Source organism: Acinetobacter sp. YH01007, from assembly GCF_013420425.1.
Taxonomy (GTDB): domain Bacteria; phylum Pseudomonadota; class Gammaproteobacteria; order Pseudomonadales; family Moraxellaceae; genus Acinetobacter; species Acinetobacter towneri.
The window spans coordinates 152378-166030 of the sequence record NZ_VOYC01000004.1 but is presented as its reverse complement, the minus strand read 5'-3'; the positions used below and the strand labels follow the sequence as shown (position 1 = coordinate 166030).

14 protein-coding genes are annotated in these 13653 nt (G+C 41.2%); 9 read left to right on the top strand and 5 right to left on the bottom strand.

The window, feature by feature from the left end:
• Positions 1-29 precede the first annotated feature (29 nt).
• Together yhbY and FTT74_RS03190 are read left to right on the top strand one after the other, a co-directional pair.
• Positions 30-353 carry a ribosome assembly RNA-binding protein YhbY gene (gene yhbY / locus FTT74_RS03195; protein ID WP_004972158.1) on the top strand — a complete coding sequence of 108 codons (324 nt, stop codon included), beginning with the start codon at positions 30-32 and terminating at the stop codon, positions 351-353.
• 6 nt (positions 354-359) lie between these two features.
• Positions 360-899: a DOMON-like domain-containing protein gene (locus tag FTT74_RS03190; protein WP_179988552.1), complete on the top strand. Its 540-nt coding sequence runs from the start codon at positions 360-362 to the stop codon at positions 897-899.
• Between the two features lie 125 nt (positions 900-1024).
• Here FTT74_RS03190 and FTT74_RS03185 read toward each other — a convergent pair whose 3' ends face one another.
• Positions 1025-1507, bottom strand: coding sequence for a hypothetical protein (locus FTT74_RS03185; protein ID WP_167845852.1), 483 nt, complete (start codon positions 1505-1507; stop codon positions 1025-1027).
• A gap of 323 nt (positions 1508-1830) precedes the next feature.
• On the opposite strand from FTT74_RS03185, the gene carA reads away from it, so the two are divergent.
• From carA to FTT74_RS03155, 6 genes are all read left to right on the top strand, one after another.
• Positions 1831-2970: a glutamine-hydrolyzing carbamoyl-phosphate synthase small subunit gene (carA, locus tag FTT74_RS03180; RefSeq protein ID WP_154320968.1), complete on the top strand. Its 1140-nt coding sequence runs from the start codon at positions 1831-1833 to the stop codon at positions 2968-2970.
• Between the two features lie 15 nt (positions 2971-2985).
• Positions 2986-6216, top strand: a complete 3231-nt coding sequence (gene carB / locus FTT74_RS03175; RefSeq protein ID WP_004972166.1) for a carbamoyl-phosphate synthase large subunit — start codon at positions 2986-2988, stop codon at positions 6214-6216.
• Positions 6217-6298: 82 nt separating this feature from the next.
• Positions 6299-6775: a transcription elongation factor GreA gene (greA, locus tag FTT74_RS03170; RefSeq protein WP_004972169.1), complete on the top strand. Its 477-nt coding sequence runs from the start codon at positions 6299-6301 to the stop codon at positions 6773-6775.
• A 113-nt stretch (positions 6776-6888) separates the two neighbouring features.
• Positions 6889-7101 carry a hypothetical protein gene (locus FTT74_RS03165; protein ID WP_004972171.1) on the top strand — a complete coding sequence of 71 codons (213 nt, stop codon included), beginning with the start codon at positions 6889-6891 and terminating at the stop codon, positions 7099-7101.
• A 135-nt stretch (positions 7102-7236) separates the two neighbouring features.
• A complete protein-coding gene (locus tag FTT74_RS03160) occupies positions 7237-7875 on the top strand; it encodes a CatB-related O-acetyltransferase (RefSeq protein ID WP_096901002.1) in 639 nt (212 codons plus the stop codon).
• A 189-nt stretch (positions 7876-8064) separates the two neighbouring features.
• Complete coding sequence (locus tag FTT74_RS03155) at positions 8065-8505, top strand: universal stress protein (RefSeq protein WP_004972175.1); 441 nt, start codon at positions 8065-8067, stop codon at positions 8503-8505.
• A gap of 155 nt (positions 8506-8660) precedes the next feature.
• On the opposite strand, the gene FTT74_RS03150 is transcribed toward FTT74_RS03155, so the two are convergent.
• From FTT74_RS03150 to FTT74_RS03140, 3 genes are all read right to left on the bottom strand, one after another.
• Positions 8661-8996 (bottom strand): MGMT family protein, encoded by a 336-nt coding sequence (locus FTT74_RS03150; RefSeq protein ID WP_004972177.1) that lies wholly within the window; start codon positions 8994-8996, stop codon positions 8661-8663.
• Between the two features lie 84 nt (positions 8997-9080).
• Positions 9081-9986, bottom strand: a complete 906-nt coding sequence (locus FTT74_RS03145) for a neutral zinc metallopeptidase (RefSeq protein ID WP_179988551.1) — start codon at positions 9984-9986, stop codon at positions 9081-9083.
• Between the two features lie 34 nt (positions 9987-10020).
• Complete coding sequence (locus tag FTT74_RS03140; protein ID WP_167845849.1) at positions 10021-10947, bottom strand: DUF808 domain-containing protein; 927 nt, start codon at positions 10945-10947, stop codon at positions 10021-10023.
• Between the two features lie 206 nt (positions 10948-11153).
• Here FTT74_RS03140 and trpS point away from each other — a divergent pair, with 206 nt between their 5' ends.
• The gene (gene trpS, locus FTT74_RS03135) at positions 11154-12167 is read left to right on the top strand and encodes a tryptophan--tRNA ligase (protein ID WP_004972183.1); all 1014 of its coding nucleotides are present in this window, start codon (positions 11154-11156) and stop codon (positions 12165-12167) included.
• Positions 12168-12758: 591 nt separating this feature from the next.
• Here trpS and sucD read toward each other — a convergent pair.
• A complete protein-coding gene (gene sucD / locus FTT74_RS03130) occupies positions 12759-13652 on the bottom strand; it encodes a succinate--CoA ligase subunit alpha (protein WP_136144279.1) in 894 nt (297 codons plus the stop codon).
• Position 13653 lies beyond the last annotated feature (1 nt).

Here is a 13653-nt window from a genome sequence, read left to right as displayed (position 1 = left end):
TAAGCCGTTTTTAAAATTAGGTTATCTTTATGGCGGCTCTCTCTATTCAGGAACGCAAGCGTTTACGTCAAATTGGTCATGCACTTAACCCTGTAGTGATGGTTGGCGGTCAAGGTTTGACTGAAAATGTAATTGAAGAAACCAACCGTGCTTTAAACGATCACGAATTGATTAAAGTTAAAATTGGTGGTGAAGACCGTGAAGTACGTGCAGCTGTAATTACTGAAATTGCTGCAGCAACAGGTTCTGAAGTGGTACAAACAATTGGTAAAATTGCTTTGCTTTATAAAAAAGCAGCAAAACAAAATGCCAAGTTGTCAAATTTAGTTCGTCACGCTCATTTGTCTAACTAAGCTTATATGGCAAGTTACGAACTCAGCGCCTTTGATCGTCAGTTTCAAGCGATTTCTTTGGTCGGTGCAATTGAACAACAAAGTCCGTTTAGCTTAAATGTAGGTTATTGGCTGCGTGATCCGAATCAATGGGTCGAATGGCCTGCATTGGTGGCTTCACATCCGCGTCAGGACTTTTTGTGGGAACAGACCTGCTTTGAAATTTTCATTGGCGTTCAGGGCGAAGATTTTTATCGTGAAATCAATCTCTCCTCTTCTCAAGCTTGGCAAGCCTATGCCTTTGAAGAATATCGTTATCCTGAGCAAATGCCACCTGTGGCCGCTTATGATATTGAGTTGAATCAGCTAAAACGTACGCATTACGGTTTAAATGTCAGTTTGGATTTAACCGAATTTATGCTGAAACATAAACTGAAATGGACAGATTTGTTTATTGGGCTGACGGCTGTGCTCAAAACCAGTCAAGGCGAGCAATTTTATGCCATGCAACACAGCAGCCCTGCCGCCGATTTTCACAATAAGCGCGATTGGCTACATCAGTTCTAACTGTGATTAATAGTAGTTTAGATTGAAACAACTAGTTTTTGGTTTGAGCAAGAAATTTAAATAAAAAAGTGAGGCGCATGACCTCACTTTTTTTTATGGCTGAATCAGCAACAGATTAAACTGGATTATGCTTGATCAGTTTCATCATTAGTTTCAGTTTTTGATGGATTTACTTTTTTCCACGCTTCTAGTGTGTGCTCTTTAGAACGCTTAAAAGTTTCAGCCAATTGATCTTTGTGTTTTACTGAAATGCTGCTGACATCTTCTTTCAACTCTTTACCAAGTTTAGAAAGATCTTCAATAATTGCGCTAAATTCAGTTTTTACAAAGTCTTTTAATTCGCCTAAATCTTTAGGTGAACTACCAAATTGTGCTTTTAAAGCTTCAATTTTTTGCAACACATCTTGCTTTAACTGACCCAATTGCTCTTGCACGCTGGCATTGAGTTGTTTTGCTTCGGCTTGAAGTTTTTCTTGCGTTTCTGCAACCACATCAAGCACCTGCTCTTTGGCATCATGCGTTACTTTTTCAAGCCTTTCAGCGCCTTCACTTACTGCTTTGATTGCACTGTTTTGTGGTTCAGTGGCTGATTTATCTTGTTCAGTCATTCGCTTTTACCCAAGGTCGTTGTTGTTTATAAATTAAGCATAAGGCAATTTAGACTCAAATGGGTTTTGGATTGTCTAACAATCGTAGATTGCTTACATTTGGACTACACGCTAAAACATAAACCTAGCAAAAAAAGCAAGTCTTTTATCTTACATATTCGTTAGATTCACAATGGACTTTTGGCGAGTTCATGCGTATAATGCAATGTTAAGTTCAAGCGAGCAGACATAGGAGGGTAGGTTTAAATATTGACCTTCCTTTTTTTTCGTCTACTCGCTTTTTTACAGCCCTATTTTTGTGGTTTTAGTTCAGGAGCTTTGGTTTGAGCACCCCCGCCATTTTAGCCCTCGCCGACGGTACAATCTTTAAAGGTACGTCTATCGGTGCAACGGGAAGCACGACTGGTGAAGTCGTTTTTAACACTGCCATGACTGGCTATCAAGAAATTTTGACCGACCCGAGTTATGCACAACAACTTGTGACTTTAACTTACCCACATATTGGGAACACTGGTTGCAATGATGAAGATGTTGAGTCAGGTCGAATTCATAAAGTATGGGCAAACGGTTTAATTATCCGTGATTTGCCTTTATTACACAGTAACTTCCGTTCTACTCAATCTTTAGGCGAATACTTACAACAACACAATGTTGTTGCAATTGCCGATATTGATACCCGTAAATTGACCCGTATTTTACGTTCCAAAGGTGCGCAAAACGGTTGTATTCTTGCTGGTGAAAATATCACTGAAGAAGAAGCAATTGCAAAAGCACGTGCATTTGGCGGCTTAAACGGCTTAGATCTTGCAAAAGTATGCTGCGACCCTGAAGGTTTTGAATGGACTGAAGGTTCATGGGAACTTGGCAAAGGCTTTACTCAACCTGAACTTAAATATCATGTGGTTGCATACGATTACGGTGTCAAAACCAACATCCTGCGTATGCTCGCAGACCGCGGTTGCAAATTAACCGTTGTTCCTGCACAAACCCCTGCTGAAAAAGTCCTTGCGTTAAACCCAGATGGCATTTTCTTGTCAAATGGCCCTGGCGATCCTGCTGCATGTGACTACGCAATTGAAGCTGTAAAAACAATTGTAGAAACCACGAATACTCCTGTATTTGGTATCTGTTTAGGTCACCAAATTCTTGCACTTGCATCAGGTGCAAAAACAATGAAAATGCCGCACGGTCACCACGGCGCAAACCATCCTGTACAGAACTTAGAAACTGGTACAGTGATGATTACTTCTCAGAACCACGGCTTCGCGGTAGATGAAAGCACCTTACCAAGCAATGTATGTTCAACGCATCGTTCATTGTTCGATGGCACAAACCAAGGTATTCATCGTACAGACAAGCCTGCATTTAGCTTCCAAGGTCACCCAGAAGCAAGTTCAGGTCCACATGACTGCGCACTCTTGTTCGATCATTTCATCGAACTTATTGAAGCCGCTAAGAAGTAATTAAGGAGCGAAATAATGCCTAAACGTACGGATATTAAAAGCATCTTAATTATTGGTGCTGGTCCTATTGTTATTGGTCAGGCTTGTGAGTTTGACTATTCTGGTGCTCAAGCATGTAAAGCGCTGCGTGAAGAAGGTTACCGCGTTATTTTGGTAAACTCGAACCCTGCGACCATCATGACTGACCCTGCAATGGCAGATGCAACTTATATCGAGCCAATCACTTGGCAGACTGTTGCAGCAATCATTGAAAAAGAACGTCCAGATGCAGTACTTCCGACCATGGGTGGTCAAACTGCATTGAACTGTGCGCTTGCATTAGATGCCAACGGTATTTTAGCCAAATACAATGTTGAATTAATTGGTGCAACCAAAGACGCGATTGAAAAAGCCGAAGACCGTAAATTGTTTGATGAAGCAATGCGCAAAATTGGTCTTGAGTGTCCAAAAGCAGCAATTGCTGAATCTATGGAAGAAGCACTTGAGATTCAATCTCGCTTTGGCTTCCCTGTGATTATTCGTCCATCATTCACCATGGGTGGTTCTGGTGGCGGTATCGCATATAACAAAGAAGAATTCCTTGAAATCTGTGAACGCGGTTTCGATCTTTCTCCAACCAAACAATTATTGATTGATGAATCACTTATTGGTTGGAAAGAATATGAGATGGAAGTTGTACGTGATAAAAACGACAACTGTATCATCGTATGTTCAATCGAAAACTTTGACCCAATGGGCGTGCACACTGGTGACTCAATCACCGTTGCTCCTGCGCAAACTTTGACGGACAAAGAATACCAATTGATGCGTAATGCATCTTTAGCAGTACTGCGTGAAATTGGTGTAGAAACAGGTGGTTCTAACGTTCAGTTCGGTATTTGCCCGAATACTGGTCGTATGGTTGTGATTGAGATGAATCCACGTGTATCTCGTTCATCTGCACTTGCATCTAAAGCCACTGGTTTCCCAATTGCAAAAGTTGCAGCGAAATTGGCTGTGGGTTATACCCTTGATGAACTGAAAAATGACATCACAGGCGGTACCACTCCTGCGGCATTTGAACCATCAATTGACTACGTTGTCACTAAAGTTCCACGTTTCAACTTTGAAAAGTTCCCTCAAGCAGACGCGACTTTAACCACGCAGATGAAATCTGTAGGTGAAGTCATGGCGATTGGTCGTAACTTCCAAGAATCTGTAAACAAAGCCCTTCGTGGTTTAGAAACTGGCGCTTGTGGTTTTGACGAACAAATTGAAGTGGGTGCTGAAGGCGCACGCGACAAGATTTTAGTTGAATTGAAAGTTCCAGGTCCTGAGCGTATTTGGTACGTGGCAGACGCATTCCGTCACGGCTTTAGCTTGGACGAAGTTTTTGAAGCGACCAAAATTGACCGTTGGTTCTTAATTCAAATTCAAGACATCGTTAACACTGAAAATGAAATCAAAACTTTAGGTTTTGGCGATCTAAACGCTGACAACATCCGTTCGTTCAAACGTAAAGGTTTATCTGACTTGCGTATTGCGAACTTGATGGGAATTTCACAAAAGCAATTCCGTAAACACCGTTGGAACTTGGGCGTAACCCCAGTTTACAAACGTGTGGATACCTGTGCTGCAGAGTTTGAATCTGACACAGCATATATGTATTCAACTTACGATGAAGAGTGTGAATCAAATCCTTCAGCGAAAGACAAGATCATGGTGATTGGCGGTGGTCCAAACCGTATTGGTCAAGGTATCGAATTCGATTACTGCTGTGTACACGCTGCGCTTGCAATGCGTGAAGATGGTTTTGAGACCATCATGGTGAACTGTAACCCTGAAACAGTATCTACCGATTACGACACTTCAGACCGTTTGTACTTTGAACCAATTACTTTGGAAGATGTACTTGAAATCGTACGTACTGAAAAGCCAAAAGGCATTATCGTACAGTACGGTGGTCAAACTCCATTGAAATTGGCACGCGCTTTAGAAGAGGCAGGTGCGCCAATTATTGGTACATCACCAGATGCAATTGACCGTGCAGAAGACCGTGAGCGTTTCCAGCAAATGATTCAACGTCTGCAATTGCGTCAGCCTAACAACAGCATTGTAAAATCTGCTGAAGAAGGTATCGCAGAAGCAGCGAAAGTGGGTTACCCGCTCGTTGTTCGTCCATCTTATGTATTGGGTGGTCGTGCAATGGAAATCGTGTATAACGAAGAAGAATTGAAACGCTACTTGCGTGATGCAGTTCAAGCATCTAACGATGCACCTGTACTGTTAGACCGTTTCTTGGATGATGCGATTGAAGTTGACGTAGACTGCGTATCTGACGGTAAAGATGTGGTGATTGGCGGTATTATGCAGCACATCGAACAAGCAGGTATTCACTCTGGCGACTCAGCATGTTCAATTCCACCTTATTCATTGTCAGATGAAGTACAGGACGAAATGCGTCGTCAAACTGTTGCAATGGCAAAAGAGTTGGGCGTTATTGGTCTAATGAACGTACAGTTTGCAGTGAAAGGCAATGACGTTTATATCTTAGAAGTGAACCCACGTGCATCACGTACTGTTCCGTTCGTTTCTAAGTGTATTGGCGAATCATTGGCTAAAGTTGCAGCACGTTGTATGGCAGGTCAATCTTTAGAAGCACAAGGCTTTACTAAAGAAATTATTCCGCAACACTTCTCTGTGAAAGAAGCTGTGTTCCCATTCAACAAGTTCCCTGGTGTAGACCCTGTGCTTGGGCCTGAGATGAAATCTACAGGTGAAGTGATGGGTGTGGGCAAAACTTTTGGTGAAGCATTCTATAAAGCTGTGTTAGGCTCGAATGATCGCTTACCAGGAATCCCAACTGAAGGCGAAGTAAAACATGCATTCTTATCTGTACGTGAGTCAGATAAACCGCATGTGGCGCGTATTGCAAAACAATTGGCTGATTTTGGCTTCAAACTTGTTGCAACGGGTGGTACGCATAAAGTCATCACCGATGCAGGTATTGAGTGTGAACGTGTGAATAAAGTGACTGAAGGTCGCCCACACATTGTAGACCGCTTGAAAAATGGTGAGATTCACCTCATCATCAATACTTCTGAAGGCAAACAAGCTCAGCAGGATTCATTCTCAATCCGTCGTTCTGCATTGCAAGGTAAAGTGTATTACACCACGACCTTGAATGGCGCAGATGCTGTATGCCAAGCCTTAGCGATTAAATTACCAATGGATGTATATCGCCTGCAAGATCTTACTGTAGGTTAATACATTTCAATAAAGTCCCGTCACCTTTCGGGTGGCGGGCTTTTTTCATTTATAGACTTCAATATTTTTAAAGAGGGACAACATGCAACGTTATCCTATGACGCCTGAAGGTAAACACGCTTTAGAGCAAGAATTACAACAACTTAAATCGGTTGAACGTCCACGTATTACTGCAGCGATTGCAGAAGCGCGTGAACATGGCGATTTAAAAGAAAATGCTGAATACCATGCCGCACGTGAACAGCAAGGTTTCTGCGAAGGTCGTATCCAAGATATCGAAGGTAAATTAGGCGCTTGCCAAGTAATTGATGTTAAAGAATTGGAACAAAACGGACGTGTGGTTTTTGGTGTGACTGTGACCATTGAAAACCTAGACACCGAAGAGCAAAAAACCTACAAAATTGTAGGTGATGATGAAGCTGATTTTAAAATCAATAAAATTTCAGTGAATTCGCCTATTGCACGCGGTTTGTTGGGCAAAAATGAAGGCGATGAAGCCAAAATTGTCACTCCGCAAGGCGAAGTGGAATATGAAATTGTAAATGTAGAATATCTTTAAGTTTTAATAAAGATGACTACACGCGATGCCCCTCTTTGAGGGGTTTTTTATTGCCTATAAATCATACAGCCGAGCTTATAGATTATACTGCGATAAAAATAGAGGAAAATAAGATGGAAAATCGCATCATTCATGCATTTGTTTATGCGCTTTCTGGGGCTGTGTTAGGACTGATTTTAATTCCAGTCTGGGGACTCTTTATCAATACACAAACCAGTCCTGTCAGTATCGTATTGGCATCATCACTCTTTTTTGCTATTTGGGGATTCTTATTTCCAAACAGTGTTAAAAATGTTTTTATGTATTTGTGGAATTTTTTAAGATAGATACTTTAAGCTTTCAAATCACTAAAGTGTAGTGGTCAACTAATATTTTGAACATTCCCTCTCCTTCTAGGAAAGGGCTAGGGAGAGGTTCAAAATTTCAGATATAATCCCCTCATCTCTCCACACGAAAAAACCATGTCCGAAACGCTGATTAATTCCCCTGTTAAACACTGGTGCGAATTTGAGTTCATCTCCAAAACTGTGAAAAACCCCAACATCCACATCAAAGGCAATTACTCTTATTATTCAGCCTATTGGGATCAGGGTTTTGAACGTTGTGTGGTGCGTTATTTACATGACAAACCTGCAACAGCAGACAAGCCAATTGATCAATTACATATTGGCAATTTTGTCTGTTTTGGTGCGGAATGCGTGATTATGATGGGTGGCAATCAATTGCATCGCAGTGACTGGGTTTCGGCTTTTCCGTTTGATACTCGCAGTTTTGTTGCGGCAGGTGATACCACAATTGGCGATGGCTGCTGGATTGGCAGTCGCGCCATGATTATGCAAGGTGTTGAACTAGGCGAAGGTGCAATTGTGGCGACAGGTGCAGTGGTTACGCAAGATGTACCGCCTTACGCTATTGTGGCAGGTGTGCCTGCCAAAGTAATTAAATACCGCTTTAGTGAAACAGAGATTGCTCAACTTTTGGCGCTAAAACTGTATGATTTTGATGAAAAATATTTACTGAAAATCCGCGAACAATTGCAGAGTAATGATGTCAATCAACTGATCGATTTTTTGACAAACACGCAAACAAAAAATGACTAAAACTTTAGTTGAATTGAAAGCACAGCTTCATAATTTCATGCTAAATTAAGGTGAAATAAGGACTTACAGCACTCAATTATCTTTATGAAATTACTGGGTTTTATTCTATATGAATTCAGCGTAAGATAAGACAGGACTCAGAGCGAATATTTTATTAAAGTATTGAAATTACAATAAGGAGAAACACTCATGGCTTACCAAAACATCCTCGTACCAGTGGACGGTTCTGAAACTTCTTTTGCCGCTGTTGCAAAAGCTGCTGAACTTGCAAAAGCATTTGGTAGTAAAATCACTGTGGTACAAGTACTTACACTTGACCCGTATATTGCTGCAGAATACATCACTGCAAACCAAACCAATGACTTGATTGAACGCGCTCGCGCTTCTATCGTAAAAACTTTAGAAGAAGCAAAGCAAAAATTCACTGAACAAGGTGTTGAAGCTGAAACTAAACTACTTGAAGGTCAAGTAATTGCACGCGAAATTACCAATGCTGCAAAAGACTTAAATGCTGACCTTATCGTGATTGGTTCACATGGCCGCACTGGCTTGAAAAAATTATTCTTAGGTAGCGTTGCGCAAAGCATCCTAAGTGAAGGTACAACACCTGTATTGGTTGTACGTCAATAAGATTGCGTGTTCCTCATTTCTACGGAAGTGAGGAACTTCCCCTCTCATTTAGATTTCTTTGTTTGTTCTAAAATTTTTATTTGCAGCACTCTATTCAGCAAATTTTCTCAGTATCACCATATCTCAATATTAAACGCTCGATTTAGCAGCTCAGTTTAATTCTGCCATTGGTATTGTTTTAAATTCACCTTTTCTGCAATTACCACAATCCCTTCTTCCTGTAATTTTAAAGTTTGTATATTTTCTCCTTGGGCGTTTAGTTTGCTTAGGCTAATTTTTCCTTGCGCATTAATCACCCGATGCCACGGCACAGTATGTTCTGCCGATAAATGCCTGAGGACATAACCGACCAAACGTGCATGTTTGGGCAGACCCGCTAGGCGTGCCACTTGCCCATAGGTCGCAACCTGACCTGCTGGAATCAAACACACCACGTTCAAAATCATGTGTGCTAATTCATCACTCGGTTTACGGCTTAACGTTGTTTGCATCTATCCACTCGCATTCATTTAGCCTATAAAAAAGGAGCGACTGGCAGCACTCCTTTTGTTTATAAAACTTGATTTTTAAGTCAGTTAAATTGCGGCATTGAATGTATCACAATCACTGATCAAGCCTGATTTTAAGCCAGTCTGGAACCATTGTACGCGCTGTGCACTGGTACCATGCGTAAAGCTATCAGGCACGACTTGCCCACGTGCACGTTTTTGTAAATAGTCATCGCCAATTTTATGTGCCGCATCCATTGCTTCTTCAATATCACCTTGTTCGAGGAATTGAGTACGTTGATGGTTATGATGCGCCCACACTCCCGATAAACAGTCCGCTTGTAATTCCTGACGTATCGAAAGCTGATTACCCTGTACTTCGCTGACTTGCTGACGTGCTTTATGCACTTGTTCTGAAATCCCTAAAATGGTCTGAATATGATGCCCAACTTCATGCGCCACCACATAGGCTTGAGCAAAATCGCCCGCCTGATCATTTCGGCTTAATTCAGTCTGATTTTGTTCACCACCAATGCCCATTTGCTGACGCATGGCTTGGAAGAATGAAGTATCAATATATACTTTTTGATCGGCAGGACAATAAAATGGCCCCATTGCCGATTGTGCCGTACCACAGCCAGAATTGACCACACCTGTAAATAACACCAGTTTAGGTGGTATATATTGGCTATTTAACTGCTGCTGAAACACTTGTGACCACGTATCTTCTGTATCGGCCAAAACAGTGCCCACAAACTCCATCGCCTCTTGTTGTTCAGGAGTTGGATTATCTAAACCTTTAGTTTCAGCACTTTGCGCATGTGAGGTGACTTGCTTGGTCGCTTGATAAGCCGATTGCGGATCGATGCCAAAGAACTTCCATGCAACAAAGGCCACCACTAAGCCCAAAATACTGATACCGCCCGCTTTTGCTCCACCGCCACCACGGCGGTCTTCTACATTCGTGCTAACTCGACGACCTTTCCAACGCATTATTCTTATCCTTCTCTTAAACTCTGATAATAGATTAAGCCGATTTAGACTTTGACCACACTTTTTGAACAAGTGCGACCACAATCACCACCAAGATGCCTGCCAAAATACCCACGACAAGGTTCATCAACATTGGCGTGAGTGAACCTACAATACTGCCCATCGTTGGGATATCTTGTACATACTCTACCGTATCTTCTGTGAAATGGTGCACAAAAGGAATAGCATGATTGATAATTCCTCCACCAACCAAGAACATCGCTGCAGTACCCACCACAGATAAAGTCTTCATTAAAATTGGAGCAAATGCCAGTAAACCACTCCCAATACGTTGTTTAAAATTGGCAGCTTGTTCTGTGAGGTATAAACCAATGTCATCAATTTTGACAATTAACGCAACGAACCCATAGACACCCACCGTCATGGCAATCGCAATTAAACTTAATACTGTCACTTTGGTTAGAAAGCCTGCCGCAGCCACAGTCCCCAAAGAAATCACCACAATTTCCGCCGATAAAATAAAGTCAGTACGCACAGCACCTTTAATTTTTTCGGTTTCATAAGCCGCAAGGTCTTGCTCAGTTTGAATTAGCTCAAGTTGCGCTTCTTTAGCCGTTTGGGCTTTTTTGTGTTGTAAGGTGTGCATGATTTTTTCCACACCTTCATAACTTAAAAATAGACCACCAACCACCAATAAAGGATTGATTAACCACGGCGCAACGACACTAATTAATAACGCGAGCGGTACTAAAATTAGCTTATTGATGAATGAACCTTTAGCCACACGCCATACCACAGGCAACTCACGCTCTGCACGTACACCACTGACTTGCTGCGCATTCAACGCCAAATCATCGCCCAAAACCCCTGCGGTTTTTTTTGCAGCCATTTTGCTCATAACTGCCACATCATCTAAAACTGTTGCAATGTCATCTAATAAAAGTAATAAGCTGCTCGCCATTGCGTTGTTATCCTTATATGATTTTCAAGTTATTTTAAAACTGAATTTATATAGGGTCTGTATTTACTTCATTAATTTTTACAGCAAAATTTTTTACAGTAAATTCTATTCAACTCACTTAAGGAAGTGACATTGAAAAATGTTATGCCTTACAATGTAGCAATTCATCGGTACATAGATGTCGTAGATACGACTTGGAATAAAAAATGAGTAATCAAGATAATCGTCCTGTGATTTTGACAGGCGATCGTCCAACTGGACAACTACATTTAGGTCACTTTGTGGGTTCTTTACGTTCACGTGTAGGTTTACAAGACTCACATCATCAACACCTGTTACTTGCCGATGCTCAAGCCTTAACTGACAATGCCGATAACTTTGAAAAAGTCCGTCGTAATATTATTGAGGTAGCAACCGATTATTTAGCGGTGGGGATTGATCCAACAAAAACCACCATTTGCGTGCAATCTTGCCTGCCTGCATTAAACGAACTCACCATGTTGTATTTAAACTTCGTGACTGTGGCACGTTTGGAGCGTAACCCAACCATTAAATCTGAAATTCAGATGCGTGGTTTTGAGCGTGATATTCCTGCAGGTTTCCTGTGCTACCCTGTAGCTCAAGCAGCCGATATTACTGCATTTAAAGCAACGGTCGTTCCTGTAGGTGAAGACCAAATTCCAATGATTGAACAGACCAATGAAATTGTGCGTCGGGTGAATCGTCAAATTGGTCATGACTTGCTACCTGAATGTCAGGCATTGTTGTCAAATGTCGGACGTTTACCTGGTTTTGATGGTAAAGCGAAAATGTCAAAATCACTGGGCAATACCATTGTGTTAGATGCCACAGACAAAGACATTAAAAAAGCTGTCAATGCAATGTACACCGACCCAAATCACCTGCGTATCGAAGACCCAGGTCAGGTTGAAGGCAACGTAGTATTTACTTATTTAGATGCCTTCGATACCAACAAAGAAGAACTTGAAGAACTGAAAGCGCATTATCGTCGTGGTGGTTTGGGCGATGGTACGGTGAAAAAGCGTTTGGAAGGCATTCTAAAAGAATTGATTGGGCCGATCCGTGAACGTCGTATCGAACTTGCTAAAGATCCTGACTACATTATGGATATTTTGAAAACAGGCACCGACAAATGCCGTGATATTACCCAGCAAACTTTAGATGAAGTGAAAGCTGGCTTGGGTGTATTCCGCTTCTAAGCATTTTGTAGATACAAATATTTTAAAGTCTCTTATTCACATGAATAAGAGACTTTTTATTTGAGTGAAAAATCAACATAAGATGACGTGATTCACAAAAAACACTTATTACTTACGTGATTTAACATCACGTAACCTGAATACTGCGGATTAGTATTTCTTCTCAGTTTAGTATACTTACATGCTTTAGGAGTAATCCTAATTTCATAACATTTCTCCGTTATCGAAGCTGTGAAAGCAGATTCGTTTTCATACGCAATGATCACCCCAATCATTGCGTATTTTTTTTATTTGAATCAGCTGTTTATACAGCTTGTTCAACAATAAAAAATCATTTCCCTAGATGCAAAAACTACTTGAACGGCTTTGTCGCACAAAGATTTCATAACTATATGATTTAAAAGTTTTGATTATTTTTTGATACAAAATTAAATTTATTTAAATCAGATGCTTACATATTTATGCAACAAAGCAATACCAAATTAACTCTTATCATATACTTTATCTCTCAAATGTGGCTAATTTTTCAACATAAAAAATCCCCAAAATTGGGGATTGAGTACTGAATAAAATCAAGATCTTCAAAATTTGTTATTTAAGCAAACCTTGATCTTTTAATACTTGCCACATGGTAGAACCCAATTCAGCAGGGCTACGCGTATAAGCAATTCCAGCACGCTCAAAGGCTGCAAATTTTTCTTCCGCAGTGCCTTTACCGCCTGAAATAATTGCACCCGCATGTCCCATACGCTTACCTTTAGGTGCTGTCACTCCTGCAATATAACCCACCACAGGTTTGCTAACATTCGACTGGATATATTCCGCAGCTTCTTCTTCTGCCGTACCACCAATTTCACCAATCATAACAATCGCATCGGTGTCTGGGTCGTCTTGGAACAATTTTAAAGCATCAATTTGGTTCATACCTGGAATTGGGTCACCACCAATCCCGATACAGGTCGATTGCCCTAAGCCTAATTTGGTGGTTTGTGCCACAGCTTCATAGGTCAAAGTACCTGAACGTGAAATAATGCCAATTCGTCCTGGTTGATGAATATGCCCTGGCATGATGCCAATTTTACATTCACCTGGTGTAATCACACCTGGGCAGTTTGGTCCCACCAAACGTGTACCATTGCCATTGGTTTCTAAATAACGCTTGGCTTTGAGCATGTCGATGGTTGGCACACCTTCCGTAATCACCACAATCAAACCTACTCCAGAATCGACTGCTTCTACAATCGAATCTAAAACAAACGGTGCAGGCACATAAATCACCGATGCATCTGCACCTGTTTCACGTACAGCTTCTTTCATGGTGTTAAATACAGGTAATTCCAAATGGGTTTGACCACCTTTTCCTGGCGTTACCCCACCCACCACTTTAGTTCCATAATCAAGTGCTTGTGCTGAGTGAAAAGTACCATTTTTACCAGTGAAACCTTGTACCAATACTTTGGTGTCTTTATTAATTAATACGCTCATC

What these genes read in the sequence shown, in the direction of transcription:
- yhbY (WP_004972158.1), top strand. Translation starts at nt 30, where the DNA reads ATGGCGGCTCTCTCTATTCAGGAACGCAAGCGTTTACGTCAAATTGGT.
- FTT74_RS03190 (WP_179988552.1), top strand. Translation starts at nt 360, where the DNA reads ATGGCAAGTTACGAACTCAGCGCCTTTGATCGTCAGTTTCAAGCGATT.
- FTT74_RS03185 (WP_167845852.1), bottom strand. Translation starts at nt 1,507, where the DNA reads ATGACTGAACAAGATAAATCAGCCACTGAACCACAAAACAGTGCAATC.
- carB (WP_004972166.1), top strand. Translation starts at nt 2,986, where the DNA reads ATGCCTAAACGTACGGATATTAAAAGCATCTTAATTATTGGTGCTGGT.
- greA (WP_004972169.1), top strand. Translation starts at nt 6,299, where the DNA reads ATGCAACGTTATCCTATGACGCCTGAAGGTAAACACGCTTTAGAGCAA.
- FTT74_RS03165 (WP_004972171.1), top strand. Translation starts at nt 6,889, where the DNA reads ATGGAAAATCGCATCATTCATGCATTTGTTTATGCGCTTTCTGGGGCT.
- FTT74_RS03160 (WP_096901002.1), top strand. Translation starts at nt 7,237, where the DNA reads ATGTCCGAAACGCTGATTAATTCCCCTGTTAAACACTGGTGCGAATTT.
- FTT74_RS03155 (WP_004972175.1), top strand. Translation starts at nt 8,065, where the DNA reads ATGGCTTACCAAAACATCCTCGTACCAGTGGACGGTTCTGAAACTTCT.
- FTT74_RS03150 (WP_004972177.1), bottom strand. Translation starts at nt 8,996, where the DNA reads ATGCAAACAACGTTAAGCCGTAAACCGAGTGATGAATTAGCACACATG.
- FTT74_RS03145 (WP_179988551.1), bottom strand. Translation starts at nt 9,986, where the DNA reads ATGCGTTGGAAAGGTCGTCGAGTTAGCACGAATGTAGAAGACCGCCGT.
- FTT74_RS03140 (WP_167845849.1), bottom strand. Translation starts at nt 10,947, where the DNA reads ATGGCGAGCAGCTTATTACTTTTATTAGATGACATTGCAACAGTTTTA.
- trpS (WP_004972183.1), top strand. Translation starts at nt 11,154, where the DNA reads ATGAGTAATCAAGATAATCGTCCTGTGATTTTGACAGGCGATCGTCCA.
- sucD (WP_136144279.1), bottom strand. Translation starts at nt 13,652, where the DNA reads ATGAGCGTATTAATTAATAAAGACACCAAAGTATTGGTACAAGGTTTC.